This is a genomic window from Nocardia thailandica NBRC 100428 (assembly GCF_000308795.1).
Taxonomy (GTDB): Bacteria; Actinomycetota; Actinomycetes; order Mycobacteriales; family Mycobacteriaceae; genus Nocardia; species Nocardia thailandica.
The window spans coordinates 15,930-32,976 of the sequence record NZ_BAGK01000188.1 but is presented as its reverse complement, the minus strand read 5'-3'; the positions used below and the strand labels follow the sequence as shown (position 1 = coordinate 32,976).

Annotated in this window: 12 protein-coding genes; 3 read left to right on the top strand and 9 right to left on the bottom strand. The window is 71.8% G+C overall.

Features of this window, described 5'->3' with window-relative positions:
* Positions 1–29 precede the first annotated feature (29 nt).
* A complete protein-coding gene (locus ON36_RS20770; RefSeq protein ID WP_083885277.1) occupies positions 30–2,645 on the top strand; it encodes a winged helix-turn-helix domain-containing protein in 2,616 nt (871 codons plus the stop codon).
* 22 nt (positions 2,646–2,667) lie between these two features.
* On the opposite strand, the gene ON36_RS20765 is transcribed toward ON36_RS20770, so the two are convergent.
* The 5 genes from ON36_RS20765 to ON36_RS20745 form a co-directional block, all read right to left on the bottom strand.
* Positions 2,668–3,375 (bottom strand): cutinase family protein, encoded by a 708-nt coding sequence (locus tag ON36_RS20765; protein ID WP_043656188.1) that lies wholly within the window; start codon positions 3,373–3,375, stop codon positions 2,668–2,670.
* 62 nt (positions 3,376–3,437) lie between these two features.
* Entirely contained in the window at positions 3,438–4,193 is a 756-nt protein-coding gene (gene narI, locus ON36_RS20760; RefSeq protein ID WP_043656186.1) for a respiratory nitrate reductase subunit gamma, read from the bottom strand.
* A complete protein-coding gene (gene narJ / locus ON36_RS20755; RefSeq protein ID WP_043656183.1) occupies positions 4,190–4,870 on the bottom strand; it encodes a nitrate reductase molybdenum cofactor assembly chaperone in 681 nt (226 codons plus the stop codon). The genes narI and narJ overlap by 4 nt, the downstream gene beginning before the upstream one ends.
* Positions 4,867–6,543, bottom strand: coding sequence for a nitrate reductase subunit beta (gene narH, locus ON36_RS20750; RefSeq protein ID WP_052314204.1), 1,677 nt, complete (start codon positions 6,541–6,543; stop codon positions 4,867–4,869). The genes narJ and narH overlap by 4 nt, the downstream gene beginning before the upstream one ends.
* A 48-nt stretch (positions 6,544–6,591) precedes the next feature.
* The gene (locus tag ON36_RS20745) at positions 6,592–10,302 is read right to left on the bottom strand and encodes a nitrate reductase subunit alpha (RefSeq protein WP_043656179.1); all 3,711 of its coding nucleotides are present in this window, start codon (positions 10,300–10,302) and stop codon (positions 6,592–6,594) included.
* 867 nt (positions 10,303–11,169) lie between these two features.
* Between ON36_RS20745 and ON36_RS20740 the strand changes: the two genes are divergently transcribed.
* Positions 11,170–11,964, top strand: a complete 795-nt coding sequence (locus ON36_RS20740; protein ID WP_052314192.1) for an MmyB family transcriptional regulator — start codon at positions 11,170–11,172, stop codon at positions 11,962–11,964.
* Here ON36_RS20740 and ON36_RS20735 read toward each other — a convergent pair.
* Positions 11,955–12,764: an alpha/beta fold hydrolase gene (locus ON36_RS20735; RefSeq protein ID WP_052314191.1), complete on the bottom strand. Its 810-nt coding sequence runs from the start codon at positions 12,762–12,764 to the stop codon at positions 11,955–11,957. The genes ON36_RS20740 and ON36_RS20735 overlap by 10 nt on opposite strands.
* 209 nt (positions 12,765–12,973) lie before the next feature.
* On the opposite strand from ON36_RS20735, the gene ON36_RS20730 reads away from it, so the two are divergent.
* Positions 12,974–13,876 (top strand): hypothetical protein, encoded by a 903-nt coding sequence (locus ON36_RS20730; RefSeq protein ID WP_052314190.1) that lies wholly within the window; start codon positions 12,974–12,976, stop codon positions 13,874–13,876.
* Between the two features lie 78 nt (positions 13,877–13,954).
* Here the strand turns inward: ON36_RS20730 and mtnC are convergent, their stop codons facing one another.
* From mtnC to ON36_RS20715, 3 genes are read right to left on the bottom strand one after another with little or no spacing between them, the layout of a single operon-like run.
* Complete coding sequence (gene mtnC, locus ON36_RS20725; protein WP_043656176.1) at positions 13,955–14,635, bottom strand: acireductone synthase; 681 nt, start codon at positions 14,633–14,635, stop codon at positions 13,955–13,957.
* Positions 14,632–15,207 carry a 1,2-dihydroxy-3-keto-5-methylthiopentene dioxygenase gene (locus ON36_RS20720; RefSeq protein ID WP_043656174.1) on the bottom strand — a complete coding sequence of 192 codons (576 nt, stop codon included), beginning with the start codon at positions 15,205–15,207 and terminating at the stop codon, positions 14,632–14,634. The genes mtnC and ON36_RS20720 overlap by 4 nt, the downstream gene beginning before the upstream one ends.
* 5 nt (positions 15,208–15,212) lie before the next feature.
* Entirely contained in the window at positions 15,213–16,841 is a 1,629-nt protein-coding gene (locus tag ON36_RS20715; protein WP_043656171.1) for a bifunctional S-methyl-5-thioribose-1-phosphate isomerase/methylthioribulose 1-phosphate dehydratase, read from the bottom strand.
* Positions 16,842–17,047 lie beyond the last annotated feature (206 nt).

The following is a 17,047-nucleotide window of genomic DNA, read 5'->3' as shown; positions in this document are numbered from 1 at the left end:
CTCGTACGCTGCGAGTTCGGGGAGTGACTATGACGATGTCGTCGGGTTCGCCGTATCGCCACGACGCTAGCTCGGCCGTAGCTGTGCTCGGCGCCGGTACCCTGCCCGCGCTGCCGTTCGCGCCGGTGCGCAGGCCCGAGATCATCGCCCGCCTCGACCGGGCGATGGCCGAGGCCGGGCACACCGTCCTGCTGACCGGCCCCGCCGGGGCGGGCAAGACCGTCCTGCTGGCCGACTGGACGGCCCGCCTCGGCGCCCGCCGCGGCGAGGTTACGGTGGGGTGGCTCGCGATCCCCGACCGGCCCGCCCGGGCCGCCGACCTCTGGTCGGCCGTCGCCGAGGCGCTCGGACTGCCCGCCGTCCTGGTGACCGAGGGGGCGCTGGCCGCCCCGGCGGGCTACGCCGAGCGGCTGGTCGAGGCGCTGCGGGAACGCGCGACCCCGACGGTGCTCGTCCTCGACGACGCGCACCTGCTCACCGACCCGATGCAGCTGGCCGCGCTCGAGCTCTTCCTCGCGCACGCGCCGATCACCGTGCTGGTCGCCGGCCGGTTCGACCCGCCGCTGCACTGGCACCAGCTCGAGCTGGCCCGGCGGCTCACCCGGATCGGCTCCGCGGAACTGGCCTTCGGGTCCCGCCAGATCGCCCGCGTCTTCGACCAGCACCACGTGCGGCTGACCGAGCCGGAGATCGCGATCGTCGCCGGCCTGACCCAGGGCTGGGCCGCGCTGGTCCGCATGGCCGCCATCTACCTGTCCGCGCACGCCGGCGACCGCGAGACGGCCTTCACCGCGCTGGCCCGCCCGGCCCACGCGGTGGCCGACTTCCTCGTCGTCGAGCTCATGGACACCCTGCCCGAGGATACCCTCGGTTTCCTGCTGGCCACCGCGGTGCCCGACCGGTTCTGCCTGCCGTTGGCCGAGGACCTGGCCGGGCCGGGAGCCCCGCGCATCCTCGACGAACTGCTGCGCGCGAACTTCCCGCTGCACGCCGTCGCCCACGGTGACCTGCTCTGGTACACCTACCACCCGATGCTGCGCGCCTACCTGCTGGCCGAGCGGGCCCACACCCGCCCCGACCTGCTGGCCGAGGGGCACGAGCGGGCGGCGCGCTGGTTCGCCGCCGCCGACATGCTCCGGCCCGCCCTCGACCACACCGTCGCCGTGCCGGGCGCGCCCGGCCTGGCGGGCTTCGTGCGGGAACACGGGCCGCGCATGGTGTTCCAGGGCGCGGGCCTGCCGCTGATCGAGGCGGCCGAACGGGTCCCCGAGCTGGCGGGCGACCGGTTCGTGCGGCTGCTGCGGGCCGCGGCGGCGGTGGTGGCGGGCGAGATCGTGGCCGCCGAGGTGTATCTGGAGTCGGCGCACGCGAGCGGTCCCGACGCGGTGGCGGCGCCCGAGACCTGGCAGGCGGCGCTGGACCAGGCCGTGTCGGTCGGTGCGGCGGTGGCGGCGGGCGCCGCGGTGCCCGCCGGACGGCGGGCGCCGCTGGTCACCGGCGAACCCGATCTCGACTGCTTCACCGCGCTGCACTGCGCCGTGGCCGAGGTCTACGGCGGCGAACCCGCGCGCGGGACGGCCGCGCTGCGCCACGTGCTGGTGACCGCCGAACACCGTGGCCTGCACCGGATCGCGCTGCACGCGCGGGTGGCCGAGGCGGTCGCGGAGGGCATGCTCGGGCGGGTCGGCCGGATGGGGGAACTGGCGGGCCGGGCCGTCGCCTGCGCGCCAGCCGGTGATCTGTCCAGCCGCGCCGATCTGGCGACCGCGCACGTCGTGGCGGCCTACGCGGCGTTCCTGCGCGGCGCGGACGCCGCCCGGCCGCTGCCCGTGCCGACCGGCGAGCCCACCGACTCCACCGTGCCCGCGCCGCTGGGGCACGCCGCGCTGCTGCGCGACCTGCTCGACTTCGATCACGCGGCCGACCGGTGCGTGGCCGCCGACCGCATCGTGCGCCACGCGCACCGGCTGCTCGACGAGGCGCCCATCGTGCCTGCCACCGGCGGCCTGGTCACCCAGGTCGTGTGGCTGCTGCTGCGGTTGCAGGCCAAGTCGACGGCCGCGCAGCTCGTCGAGCACGCGACCGAGGTGCTCGGCCGGACCCCCGACACCGTGATCGCGGCGGCGGCGCTGACCGAATACGGCCAGCGCCCGGCCGCGACCGTGGAACTGATCGAGCCCCTGCTCGCCGAGCGCGACCTGCATCCGCTCACCGAGGTCACGGCCTGGCTGCTGGCGGGGGTGGCCTACGACCGGCTCGGCCGCGGCGGCCGGGTGCACGAGGCGTTCGAGCGCGCGGTCGCGGCGGCCGTGGGGGAGAACCTGGTCCGCCCGTTCCTCGACGTGCCCGCGGCGGTGGACATCCTCGACCGGTTCGGCGGCCGCTTCGGGCTGTACGACACCTTCGTCGGGCAGATCCGCGGCCATCGCGGCGCCCGCACGGCGACGGGGTCCGCGCACCTGACCGACACCGAGCTGATCGTCCTGCGCCAGCTGCCCTCCGGGATGACCGCGGTGAGCATCGCCGCCGACATGGGGGTCTCGGTCAACACCGTGAAGACCCATCTGCGCGGCATCTACCAGAAGCTCGGCGTCAACGCCCGGTCCGCGGCGATCGCCCATGCCCGCACCGTGGGCCTGCTCTGAGCGGGCCCACGGCGCGGGGACCTCAGACGCGCGCGAGCGCGTAGTCGGCGGCCTCCAGGGTCATGCCGTTGACGGCGTAGAGCACGTGCAGCCCGTTGGGCGGCCCCGCGGGCGCGCCGTCGCAGATCGTGTCGCCCGCGACGCACAGCTCGAGGGTCTTGGACTCGTAGGCGGGCCCGACCCGGACCGCGGGCGCGCCGACGTCGTTCATCCAGCGGTCCGAGGGCCCGCCGAACAGGACGACCGCGGCGACGTGCCCGGCGATGTCGGCGGGCAGCGGCGGCGGCAGATAGCCGGCGTCGGCCTCCGAGACCCCGTCGGGGACACCGGCGATGGTGGTGAATCCGGCCAGCGCGGCGCCCTGGGAGTAGCCGCCGAGCACGATCCGGGTGGCCGGGCAGGTCGCGGCGAGGGCGATCAGCTGCTGCTGGGCGTCCCGGATGCCGCCGAGCACGGTGTGGGCGAAGGCGCGGGTGTCGCCGAAGTCGCTGCTGGCGGGGTAGTCGACGGGGCTGGCCTGCACGGTCCGGCCGCCCGCGCGGGCGCGGACGGCCTCGGTGAAGGACTGGCCGGTCCAGCCGAGGCCGGGCGGCTCGGCGGTGCCGCGGGCGAAGACGACGGCGATGTCGGCGCAGCCCGCGGCGGTGGCGGCCGGCTGCGGCAGGGCCCAGGGTGCGACCGTGGCCACGGCCACCGCACCGAGCAGGAGAGCGAATGTGCGACGGGTCATACCGGCAGCCTAATAGTTGCCCTCCGGTTGCCGGGCCGGAAATGCCTGGTCCGGGGCCCGTGTCACCACCGATCCGGGGTGACCGGCGCGTCCCAGGCCTTCGCGAACCGGGTCTTGTCGCGGGAGTCGATCTCCTTGCTCCGGTACACGATGTAGGGCCGGGTCAGGTAGCCGACCGGCGCGCTGAACATGTGCACCAGCCGCGTGTAGGGCCACACGCCGACCAGCAGCAGCACGACGAGCCCGTGCAGCTGGAAGGTCCAGGGCACGTCGACCATGAGCGCGGGCTCGGGGTGGATGGTGAACAGGCTGCGGAACCACGGCGAGACGGTCTCGCGGTAGTTGTAGGTGCCCCACAGCAGGTTCGAGCCCCAGGTGTTGAGCAGGCCGGTCACCAGCGCGAGGGTGAGCAGCGTGTACATCAGGATGTCGTTGCGGCTGGTCGCCTTCCGCACCGCGGGCACCACCAGCCTGCGGTAGCAGAGGATGCCGACGCCCGCGACGACCATGAGCCCGGCGATCGAGCCGAGGCCGACGGCCGTCACGTGGTAGGCGTGCTCGGAGATCCCGACGGCCGAGGTCCACGCCTCCGGGACGAGCAGGCCGAGCACGTGCCCGCCGAAGACGCCGAGCATGCCGAAGTGGAACAGCGGGCTGCCCAGTTGCAGCAGCCGGGACTCGTAGATCTGCGAGGACCGGGTGGTCCAGCCGAACTGGTCGAACCGGTAGCGCCACACGTGCCCGAGCACGAACGAGGTGGCCGCGATGTAGGGCAGGATCAGCCAGACGCCTTCGGGGATGGGGAGGGTGGCGTTCATCTGCGGCCTTCCGATGTGTCGAACAGCGAGGGGTCGATGGCGAAGGGGTCGAGCCCGACTTCCTCCTCGGGCGGTCCCTGCGCGGCGAGTTCGGCGATGCGCCTGCGGTCGGCGGTGGTCACCGGGGGCAGGGTCGCCAGGACGGCGGCCAGGACGCCCGCGTACGGGGACCCGGTGTCGCCCAGCGACAGTCGCAGCAGTTCCAGCACCGGCACGTGTTCGCCGAGCAGGCGTTCGCCGCCGATCGGGTCGACGGTGGCCGCGAACTCCAGCAGGACGGGCAGGTGGTCGGGCAGTTCCTCGTCGCCGAGTTCCACGCCCGCGTGCCGGTAGGCGTGCTTGAAGCGCAGCAGCGCCATGCCGCGTTTGCGGGTGTCGCCGTAGGCGTAGAAGGTCAGGTGCAGGCTGGCTCGGCGCCGCATGTCGAAGGTCTCGACGTAGGCCTGCGCGAGTTCGATGGGGTCGTTCTCGCGCAGGTGGTCGACGACCGGCAGCAACTGATCACGGACCTCGGCGGGCAGTTCGCTCGCCGCGCCCGCCAGCCGGTCGACCAGGTCGAGGGTCGCCGGGCCGGGATAGTCCAGCAGCAGCGCCGCCAGCCGCCACACCACGCGCCGGTCGTGTTCGGCGAGTGCGGTGGCGGGCGCCGGGCGCCTGCGGATCGACAGCAGGCTCACGGCGTGGCTCCGGTGACGGCGGTCTCGGCGGTGCTGTCGGCGGCGGCCGCGGCGGCGCCGTTGCCGCCGTGACCGTTTCCGTTGGTCCCGGTGGTGGGGACCAAGCCCTCGGTGCTGCGGCCGTCCCAGTTGAGCAGGTTGATCCGGCCCGACTTCTGCTCGGGGGCAGCGGTGTTGGTGTCGGTGAGGGAGAACTTCTCCACCATCTGGTCGAAGGCGGTCATGCCGGGGCCGCCGTCGGTGTCCAGCGAGCAGCCGGTGGCCAGCGAATCGAGTTCGTGCGCGCGGGAGGTGGCGCCGGTCGGGATGACGTAGCGGTGCTCGTACTTGGCGATGGCGAGCAGCCGGTACATGGCCTCGATCTCCTCGGGTTCGAGGCGGACCGAGGGCGCGATGGTGGGATCGGGTTCCTGGCCGAGGTTCACCGAGCGCATGAACGAGCGCATCCCGGCCAGTCGTTGCAGCGCCGCGCGCACCGGCCCGATCTCGCCCGCGGTGAACAGCTCGGCCAGGTACTCGACCGGGATGCGCAGCGCGTCGATGGCGCCGAACAGGTTGCGCGCGTCCTCGCCGTCGTGCCCGGTCTCGCTGAGCACGTCGACCACCGGCGACAGCGGCGGCACGTACCAGACCATGGGCATGGTCCGGTATTCCGGATGCAGCGGCAGCGCGATCTGGTAGTCGACGATCAGCTTGTAGACCGGCGAATCCTGGGCGGCCTGAATCCATTCCGGCGAGATGCCCGCGGCCTCGGCCTCGGCGACGACGCGCGGGTCGTGCGGGTTGAGGAACACCCCGAGCTGGGCCGGGTAGAGGTCCTTGTCGTCCCGCACCGACGCGGCCTCGAGGACGGCGTCGGCGTCGTAGAGCATGACGCCGATGTAGCGCAGCCTGCCGACGCAGGTCTCCGAACACACGGTCGGGATGCCGACCTCCACGCGCGGGTAGCAGAAGGTGCACTTCTCGGCTTTGCCCGTCTTGTGGTTGAAGTAGATCTTCTTGTACGGGCAGCCGGTGATGCACTGCCGCCAGCCGCGGCACTTGTCCTGGTCGACGAGCACGATGCCGTCCTCGGCGCGCTTGTAGATCGCGCCGGAGGGGCACGAGGCGGCGCACGAGGGATTGAGACAGTGCTCGCAGATGCGCGGCAGGTAGAACATGAAGGTCTCTTCGAACTCCAGTTTCACCTTGTCCTCGAGCTTGCCGAGCAGCGGGTCCTTGCCCACCTGCTCGGGGCCGGACCCGAGGTCGTCGTCCCAGTTGGCGCCCCAGGTGACCTTGGTGTCCTCGCCGGTGATCAGCGACTTGGGCCGCGCGACCGGGGTGGTGTCGGTCGGCGGGGAGGCGAGCAGGTTGTCGTAGTCGTAGCTCCAGGGCTCGTAGTAGTCCTCGACGGTCGGCAGGTCCGGGTTGGCGAAGATGTTCATCAGCCGCTTCATCCGGGAACCGGACTTCAGGGTGAGCTTGCCGCGCTTGTTCAGCGTCCAGCCGCCCTTCCACTTCTCCTGGTCCTCGTAGCGGCGCGGGTAGCCCTGGCCGGGCCGGGTCTCGACGTTGTTGAACCAGACGTATTCGGTGCCGCCGCGGTTGGTCCACGCCTGCTTGCAGGTGACGCTGCAGGTGTGGCAGCCGATGCACTTGTCGAGGTTCATGACCATCGCGAGCTGTGCCATGACGCGCATCAGTTCCGCCTCTCCGTCTGGTGAACGAGATCCTGCATGTCAGTACTCGACTTCCTGGCTGCGCCGGCGAATCGTCGTGACCTCGTCGCGCTGGTTTCCGGTCGGCCCGTGGTAGTTCAGGGCGAAGGACTGCTGGGCGTAGCCACCGATGAGGTGGGAGGGCTTGATCAGCACCCGCGTCAGGGCGTTGTGGATGCCGCCGCGCTTGCCCTTGCCCTTGGTCTCCGCGGTGCCCTCGATCCGCGGCACGTCCACCGCGCGGTCCTGGGCGTGGTACATGAACACGGTGCCCTCGGGCATGCGGTGGGAGACGATGGCGCGGGCGACGACGACACCGTTGCGGTTGATCGCCTCGATCCAGTCGTTGTCCGCCACACCGATCTTGGCGGCGTCCTTGTCCGACATCCAGATCGTCTGGCCGCCGCGCGAGAGCGTCAGCATGTGCAGGTTGTCCTGGTAGGCGGAGTGGATGGACCACTTCGAGTGCGGGGTCAGGTACCGCACCGTGACCCCGCCCGCGGCGACGTTGCCGATGGTGGGTTCGCTGAACAGCGCGGTCATGTCCAGCGGCGGCCGGAAGATCGGCAGCTGCTCGCCGAGTTCGATCATCCAGTCGTGGTCGAGGTAGAAGTGCTGGCGCCCGGTGAGGGTGTGCCAGGGCTTGAGCCGCTCGACGTTGATGGTGAACGGCGAGTAGCGGCGGCCGCCGGATTCCGAGCCCGACCATTCGGGGGAGGTGATGACCGGCACGGGCCGGGCCTGGGTGTCGGCGAAGGAGATCCGCTTGCCCTCGGCCTCGGCGGCGAGGTCGGCGAGCTCGGTACCGGTGCGCCGTTCCAGGGCGTGGAAGCCTTCCACGGCGAGGCGCCCGTTGGTCGTGCCGGACAGGGCGAGGATGGTCTCCGCCGCGTAGGTGTCCTTGGCCAGCGACGGCCTGCCCGCCGCGACGCCGGAGACGACGGTGCCGTTCTTGCCCGCGAGGTACTCGACCTCGGCGTCGGGGTAGGTGGTGATGCCCTTGGTGGTCACGCCGAGGGTGTCGACGAGCGGGCCGAGCGCGGCCAGCTTCTCCGCGATCTTGGTGTAGTCGCGTTCGACCACCACCAGCTTGGGCATGGTCTTGCCCGGGATCGGCTCGCACTCACCGGCTTTCCAGTCCAGCACCCGGCCGCCCGCCTGGGCGAGCGCGTCGGGGGAGTCGTGCTGCAACGGCACCGCGACGAGGTCGCGGCGGGTGCCGAGGTGCTTCTCGGCCAGCCAGGAGAACCCGCGCGCGATGCGGTGGAACGCCTCGAAGTCGGTCTTGGCCTCCCACGGCGGGGAGATGGCCGGGGAGAAGGCGTGCACGAACGGGTGCATGTCGGTGGAGGACAGGTCGTGCTTCTCGTACCAGGTGGCCGCGGGCAGCACGATGTCGGCGAACAGGGTGGTGCTGGTCATGCGGAAGTCCAGCGCCAGCAGCAGATCCAGCTTGCCCTCGGCGCCTTCCTCGCGCCACACCAGTTCCTGCGGGCGCACGCCGGTGGCGTCGGTGGTCTGGAGGTTGGACCCGCAGCCGAGCAGGTGCTTCTGGAAGTACTCGTTGCCCTTGCCGGAGGAGCCGAGCAGGTTGGCCCGCCACACGGTGAGCACGCGCGGGAAGTTCTCGGGCGCGTCGGGATCCTCGCAGGCGAAGCGCAGGTCACCGGACTTCAGCCCGTCGACCACGTGGTCGGCGGGGCTGACGCCGGCCGCCTCGGCCTCGTCGACCAGGTCGAGGGGGTTGCGGTCGAAGGTCGGGTAGCTCGGCATCCAGCCCAGCCGCGAGGCCAGGGCGATGTTGTCGGCGGCGGTGCGCCCGGCGAACCGGCCGGTGCCCAGCGGGGAGGCGAAGGTCTCGGAGCTGAAGGGGTCGTAGCGCCACTGGTCGTTGGTCAGGTACCAGAACACGGTGCCCTGCATCTGGCGCGGCGGGCGCTGCCAGTCGTTGGCGCTGGCCAGGGTCTGCCAGCCGGTGACCGGGCGGCACTTCTCCTGGCCCACGTAGTGCGCCCAGCCGCCGCCGTTCACGCCCTGGCAGCCGGTGAGCAGCGTGAGGGTGAAGAAGGCGCGGTAGATCTGGTCGGAGTGGAACCAGTGGTTGGTGCCCGCGCCCATCAGGATCATCGAGCGGCCGCCGGACTTCTCGGCGTTGTCGGCGAATTCGCGTCCGATCCGCGCGGCCTGCGCGGCGGGCACGCCGGTGATGGCCTCCTGCCAGGCCGGGGTGTAGGGCGAGTCGGCGTCGTCGTAGCCGGTGGCCCACCGCCCCGGCAGTCCGGCGCGGCCGACGCCGTACTGGGCGAGCAGCAGGTCGAAGACGGTGGTGACGCGCTTGCCCGCGACGATCGTCGTCGGGACGCCGCGCACGATGGTGCCCGCGCCGTCGGTGTCGAAGCGCGGCAGCACCAGTTCGGCCGCGTCCCCGCCGTCCTGCCCGTGCAGGGTCAGCAGCGGGTCGACGCCCTCGAGGTCGAGGTTCCACTTGCCCGCGTCGGCCTTGGTGAAGCGGTGGCCGAGGGAACCGTTGGGCACCACCGGGTTTCCGGCCTGGTCGAGCAGCACCGGCTTGTGCTCGGCGCCCTCGCCGGTCTCTCCGAGGTCGGCGGCGGTGAGGAACTTGCCGGGCACGGCGCCGCCCCGGTCCGCCGCCTCGTCGAGGCAGATCAGGTACGGCAGGTCGGTGTAGCGCTTGATGTAGTCGTCGAACGGCGCGGTGCTGCGGTCGACGAAGAACTCCTTGAGCACCACGTGACCCATGGCCATGGCCAGGGCGGCGTCGGTGCCGGGGCGCGCGGGCACCCACTCGTCGGCGAACTTCGTGTTGTCGGCGTAGTCGGGGGAGACGACCACGACCTTCTGGCCGCGGTAGCGGGCCTCGGTCATGTAGTGCGCGTCCGGGGTCCGGGTCACCGGGACGTTGGAGCCCCACATGATCAGGTAGCCCGCGTCGAACCAGTCGGCCGACTCCGGCACGTCGGTCTGGTCGCCGAAGACCTGCGGGGAGGCGACGGGCAGGTCGGCGTACCAGTCGTAGAAGGAGAGCATGTAGCCGCCGAGCAGCGAGACGAACCGGGCCCCGGTGGCGTGGGAGACCATCGACATGGCCGGGATCGGCGAGAACCCGGCGACGCGGTCGGGCCCGTACCGCTTGATCGTGTGCACGTGGGCCGCGGCGGCCATCTCGGCCGCCTCCCACCACTCCGCGCGCACGAATCCGCCCTTGCCGCGCGCGTTCTTGTAGGTCTTGGCCTTGACCGGGTCCTCGACGATGGACTCCCAGGCCAGCACCGGATCCTTCAGTTCGGTCTTGGCCTTGCGGTACAGGTCGAGCAGGACGCCGCGCACGTATGGGTAGCGCACGCGTGCGGGGGAGTAGGTGTACCAGGAGAACGAGGCGCCGCGCGGACAGCCGCGCGGTTCGTACTCGGGCTTGTCCGAGCCGACGGAGGGGTAGTCGGTCTGCTGGGACTCCCAGGTGATCACGCCGTCCTTGACGTAGATCTTCCAGGAGCACGAGCCCGTACAGTTGACGCCGTGGGTGGAGCGCACGACCTTGTCGTGGCTCCAGCGGTCCCGGTAGAACTCGTCGGCCCGGCGGCCTCCGGTCTTGAACACCGAACGCTGATCGGACGAGACCTCACCGCGCTGGAAGTATTTGCCCAGGCTCAGCAATACATCGCCTGCGCCGGCCGTCGCGGGCGACGTTCCCTGAGTGCGTGAATTGACCACGACGCCCCCTTCGAGCTGTTGAACCGGGCTGATGGGGACACTGTAAGGAGCCGAATTCGCGCCGCAAAACGAACTTCTCACAATGCGCGAAAGGGGCCTGTGCGTTGTGAGGTCGCCGAAATCTGCCGGTCATCTACCGCCGTCGCCCCGATGCGCTCCCGGCCACCCCGACCTGGGAAAACGTCGCGCTCCGTGGCGCGGTGACCCCGCCGTGGGGCGTGTCCGGCACGCGATGGTGAAGCTTCGGAAACCGGTGCTTCTCCGGCGGTTTACATTTGTTAACACATCCGCGCCGGATATTTTCGGCCCGTCGTATGCGTTCGCCGTGCGTGTCGCGGACCGTGTGCGCGCCGCCGTTTATCCCGAAATGTGACCGCGCGCACAGGGTGCCGTATCCGGGTCTGAATTCGGCCGGGAGGGCGAATATCCCCGAGGTCGGCGCGGTGCGGCGGCCGGGCAGGCGGAGGATGCGCGGGTGCGTCGGGCCGCGGCGTTCGCGCGGGTGGGCGGGCCGGACCCGTGCGGGAGTCCGGCGCTGATCAACGGCGCCGGGCCGGCGCCGGGCCGGGCGGCCGCCCGGCGAATTGTGACGGGGGTCACCGCGGTCGGCGGTAGAGCATACTCGATCTCGACTGGAAGTAATTTCGTTTCGCGGAACAAGCTGCGGGTCAACGTATCCGGCGGCGGCGGGTAATGCTTCGCGGTGGTAACTGCCCAATTGCCGTGCGCTCAATATAAAGAAACGATATCGGTTGACGGCGGCGTTTGGTGCGAGCTTCAAGTGTGGCTGAGGATGGGCGCGTGCACCGGTCGACATGCGATTCCACCGCTGGTCGGCGTTTCGACGACGCAAGGGGGAGGGGCGAGATGCCACCCAGACCGTCCACGGCCGATCCGGCGGGCCCGCCGAAACCACCGACCCTGGGCGGGCTCTTACGCCGTCTGCGTGACGAACGCCGGATCTCGCGCGAGAAGCTGGCCTTCGCCGCGGGCGTGAGCTCGAGCTACATCACCCATCTCGAGGGCGGTGACCGCGACCGCCCGACCCTGGTCGTGGTCGAGGCCCTGCTGCGCTACCTCGACCGCATCGAGCCGGTCACCGAGATCGAGCGCAGGCACCTGTTCGACCTGGCCGGACTGTCCGAGCCGGGGTATCCGACCGTCGCCGAACTGCGGGAGCGGATCACCGACGAGATGCGCCACGGGCTGGCGCTGCAGGAACCGAACCTGGCCGCCTACGTCGACACCCGATGGAATGTGCTGGCCGCCAACGACTCCTACGCACGCGCCTTTCCGGGGCTGCTGGAGGACGTCAACATTCTGCGCTGGTTCTTCGGTAATCCGCTCTCGCGCAAGGTGATGCGCGAGTGGGAGAAGGAGTCGGCCCTCACCGTGCACTGGCTACGCGGGCTCCTCGGCCAGGACGGCGGTGCCGACTGGGCGGGCGAGCTCCTCGACGAGATGGCCGAGTACCCCGATTTCCGGCGGCTGTGGAGCGCGGGGGACACCGTGTACGGGCGCAGCGATGCGGCCATGTTGCTCCGTGACCTCGACACCGGGGCGGACTTCACCATCGTGGTGCAGTTGTTCCGGGTCGATTCGGTCACCTCGCCGGGCCGCATCCAGTTCTATCTCGGTACGCGCGGGCCCGATCAGGAATGACCCGCGCTCGCCGCGATCAGGCGCAGCAGCGCGCCGGCGACCGGCGCGGGATCGGTGAGCGCGCACCCGTGCCCGGCACCCGCCACGGTGACCGATTCGACGGGACCGCCCAATCCCGCGGCGAGTACCGCGCATTTCTCGGCCGTGCTCGAACCGTCGAATTCCCCGCGGGCGACGAGCGCCGGGACGCGGATTTCCGGCAATCGGTCGATCACGTCGTCGCGGCCGACGAGGGCGGCGGCGGCCGGGCGTAATCCGGCCCGGTCGCCGGTTCGCCATTTCTCCTGCCAGCGCGGCCAATACGACGGATCGCCACCGATCAATTGCGGCGCGAGCGCCGCGGCCGACGGCGCCGGATCCGCCGCGCCCCACCAATTGTCGAAGAAATCCGAATACCAGGCGACATCGGCGGCGGTGCAGGCGCCTGCCTCGGTGTCGAGCAGGGCGAGCCCGCTCACCCGGTCCGGCGCGAGCAGCGCCGCGCGCAGGGCGCTGTAGCCGCCCTGGCTCACGCCGCCGAAAACGGCCCTCTCCAGGCCGATCGCGTCCAGGACGGCCAGCGCGTCGCGGGCGAGGTCCCAGTAGTCGAAGGGCGCGCCGTCGCCGTAGCCGGTCCGGCCGTGCCCGCGCGCGTCCCAGGTGACCACGGTGACGCCGTGTGCCTCCAGTATTTCCCGGAGGCCGTCGAACATGGTCTCGTCGAGCAGGAAACCGTGTCCGAGGACAATGGTGGGGCCGGGGCCGATGGTGCCGGTGGTGCGGAAATGCACGGGCACCGACCCGGAGTGCGCGAGGGGCATGCCCGAACAATACAAAGACGAGCGCGGTGTTCCGGGCAAATGCCGAAATTCGTTGTGATACCGGACAGGGCGCCATCGGCGAGGTGAATTCACTGGGGAGTGTATGTACCTCAGGGGGCCTTCGCATTGTCGCGAAAATATGGACATCGGTGTTCACGTCCTGTTTCATGGAATACACGAGCAGCGCCGGACACGCACAGCGGGGAGTGATGAGGGTGGACGAACGGAATCGGCAGGCGCACGTCAGTTTGGCCGCGGCGGGGGACGATGTGTCCTCGACGTTCGCCATCTGCGGGGCGGAGGGGCGGGCGCTGTGGTACGGGCCCTACCTCGACAACGACGTCGACCACCCGCGCGGCAGCAGGCACGCCGCCGCCATGGGCGCGGCGGGCCGGGCGATCTGGCTCGCCGCCCGTGCCATGCGGGACGTGGGCGCCGCGCGGGCCACCCTGCACCTGTCGGTCAGCGAACCCGCGCTGGACGTGGTCACCCTGGCCTGCACGGCGTCCATGTCCGGTATCGCGCTCGACCTGCAGGTGACCCAGGACAATCCGGCACTGGACTGGTGCCAGGCCTTCGGCAGGCTCGACTGGAACCCCGGGTCCCTGCCCGGCCTGATCGAGGACGACGAACTGCCCGAACTCCCCGCCCTGCGCTCGATCGCCGGCGGCCGCACCGCACCGACGAAGGAAGGGTCCGCCATGTTCACCGATCCCTACGCCACCACCGACGACACCGATCCGGGCCGCGAACTGCGGGCCGCGCTCGAGAGCCTGCTGCTGCACGATTCGGTCGGCATGGACGCCAGGATGCGGCACGCCGTCGCCGCGGTCGTCCACCTGGCCGTGGACACCCCGCACGGGCTACCCGAGGACGCCGAGGAGTTCCTCGGCCGCCTCGACGCGGCCTGGCTGATCGCCGCCTGGCTCGGCCACGACACCGAACTCTCGCTCATCGCCACGCTGTCCGCCGGGGAGGAACCCGCCCTGTCCTGGTGCGAACTGATGTTCACCACCTCGCTGGCGCCGTGGTCGTCCAGCCCGGTCGCGGTCCACGCCCGCCGGATCTTCGCCGCCCCCAGCCGCCCGGCCCCCATCCGCGCCCTCGGCTGATCGACCTGCCCACCCTGGCCCGCCCGCTCCGTCCCTCCCGGAGCGGGCGGGCCCTGCACCGTCCGCGGCGCGGACCGGTCAGACCCGCACCTCGTCGAACGAGCCGACCCAGGTGTGCGGTGGCCGCGGTTCGTTCGGTTCGCCGTCGCGGTGCACGCCCAGCACTGCCCACCCCGCCGCCACCGCCGCGTCGAGCTCGTCGGGGTGATCGGAGAGGAACAGGATCTCCTCCGGCGGCACCCCGATGCGCGCGGCGATCGTCGCGTAGGAGGACGCCTCCCGCTTGGGGCCGGCGCCGACCAGGTCGAAGTAGCCGGCGATCAGCCCCGACAGATCGCCCGCGTCGGCGTAGGTGAACCAATCGCGTTGATTGCGTTCCGAACCCGAGGAGTAGACGTAGAGGTCGAGGCCCGCCGCCCGCCAGGCGCGCAGCGCGGCCACCGCGTCGGGGAAGAAGCGGCCCTTCAGCGCACCCTCCCGGAATCCCTGCGCGCAGATGGCGCCCTGGGCGGCCTTGAGCGGCTCGGCCTTCACGTCCGACGTCAGCCAGCCGCGCAGGATCTCCGCGACCCGGTCGGGGTCCGCCGTCGGCTCGCCCGCCAGCACGCGGGTGGCGGAGAGCACGGGATCGGCCGCGCCGCCCGCGTTCTCGGCGAGCCAGGCGGGCAGCCGCGCGGCGGTGTAGCCGTAGAGGTCGGTGCGGACGGCGTCGGTGGGGCTGGTCGTGCCCTCGATGTCGACGACGACGGCGCGGGTCACGGGGCGGCGAGCAGTTCGTCGAGGGACGGGAAGCCCGCGCTGATCGCGTCGCCGGTGAAGTCGCCGACCCAGCCGTCCTCCTCCTCGAAGAAGCGGATCGCGATGAAGTCGGGACGGGTGCCCATGTCGAACCAGTGCAGGGTGCCCGCGGGCACCGAGAGCAGGTCGCCGCCCTCGCACACCGTCGCCAGGACCGCGTCGCCGATGTGCAGGTAGAAGCAGCCCGTTCCCGCGGCGAAGAAGCGGACCTCGTCCTCGGCGTGGCGGTGCTCGTCGAGGAACTTGCCCCGCGCGCCCGCGGCGACGGCGGGCCATTCCGGGTTCGCGTCGTCGGGGTGGATGCGGGCGATGTCGATGTGCTTGTAGCGGCCCGAGGCGTTCAGCTCGGCGACCTGCGGGGCGTAGTGGGCGAGCAGGGTGTCGGAGTCGGTGCCCGCGGCGTCGTCGAGGACCTCCCAGCGCGCGAATTCCACGCCGTGGCGGGCGAGTTCGGCGGCGATCTCGGCGGGGTCGGTGGTGCGCACGCGCACGTCGGCGGCGTTGTCGGCGGCCATGACTTGGAGCAGGGTCATTGGGGTTATCCGATCTCGAGCGGCGGGGATGCGACGCGGGTGAACAGTTCACACAGCGCCTCGAGGCATTCGGCGCGATCGCGCGCCTGGGACAGATCATCGCCCCAGGCGGTGATGCCGTGCCCGGTGATGAACAGAATCGGCGGCGCGGCGGGGTGCTCGCGCAGGTAGGTCTCGATGTCGGCGCCGATGCGGGCGACGTCGGGCCAGTTGGGGAACACGGGGATGTCGGCGGCGCTCGGGTCGGGCAGGCCGAACCCCTTGAGCAGTTCCAGGTCGGTGACGCGCAGGGTGGTCACCGCGTCGATGCCGGGGGCGTGCGCGGTGGCGAGGGCGGTGGCGAAGGGCGAGTGCACGTGCACGACCGCGCCCGCCGGCCGCGTCCGGTAGACCGCGGTGTGGATCGCGGTCTCGGCGGACGGGGTGCGGGCCCGGCCGGGCCGCGCGGTCGAGTCGGCGATCGCGACGCGCGCCATGTCGTGCTCGGTCAGCTCGCCCTTGGACAGGCCGCTGCCGGTGACCAGGGCGTCTTCGCCGATCCGCACCGAGATGTTGCCCGCCGTGCCCGGCATCCAGCCGCGGGCGTAGAGGCCGCGGGCGACCGCGGCGATCGCGCGGCCGGGGGCGGCGTAGGCGTCGGAATCCCCGTACACGACACCGTTCTCGGTGACCACGGCGGTGATCAGGTCGGCCGGGGTGACGTCGAAGGCCGGGTTGAACACCGCGGTCCCGGCGGGCGCGGACGCCACCCCGGCGAACCCGGTGACCTCGGCGGCCGCGCGCTGCTCGACGACGATCTGCCCGCCGGTCGCCGTGGCGGGATCGCGGGTGGATTCCGGGGCGACCACGACGAACGGGATGCCGTGGTGGCGCGCGGCCAGCGCAAGGGGGAAGGTGCCGATCTTGTTGGCGACGTCGCCGTTGGCGGTGATCCGGTCCGCGCCGACCAGCACCGCGTCGACCTGGCCGGTCGCCATGGCCCACGCGGCGGCGGAGTCGATGGTGAGCCGGTGCGGGATCCCCGCCTCGGCCAGCTCCCACGCGGTCAGCCGGGCGCCCTGGAGCAGGGGCCGGGTCTCGTCGACGATCACGTCGGCGACCGCGCCGCGCTCGTGCAGCACCCGCAGGGCGCCGATGGCGGTGCCGAAAGCGCTGGTGGCCAGGCGCCCGGTGTTGCAGTGGGTGAGCAGCCGCAGCGGCCCGTCGCCGCACAGGCGCTGCACCAGGTCGGCGGCGTGGGTGGCCGCGGCCCGGTTGACCCGGGCGTCCTCGGCCAGCAGGTCGAGCGTCTCGGCGAGCACGGCGTCCGCGCCGTCGGCGATCCGCGTCCGGACCCGGCGCACCGCCCAGGCCAGATTGACCGCGGTGGGCCGGGCGGCGGCGATCCGGTCCGCTTCCGCCTGGACCGCCGCTGTGTCGACAACGCCGTCGACGGTGTGCGCGCGGGTCGCGATGACCACCGCGAAGGCGCCGGCGATCCCGATGGCGGGCGCCCCGCGCACCGCGAGGGTGGTGATGGCCTCGATGACCTCGTCGACCGTGCCCAGCCGCAGCTCCCGCACCTCGTGCGGCAGCCGGCGCTGATCGATCGTGACGAGGACGCCGTCGTCCCAGATCAGGGAACTGTCGTCCATCAGGTGTCTCGCCTTCCGCCCATAAACCGCTGTTGTCGCTGGTCAACGGTATCGGATCGGCCCCGCGCCGCGACCGCCGGACCGTGCCGTCGCCGCAGGGTACTCGGCGCCCCCGCCCCCGGTGCAGGGTTCGGCGCACCTCGAGCCGAGGCGCCCGCCCCCGCGGGGCACGGACCGGTCGCGGTGCCGCCGGCGTGCGCAGCCGC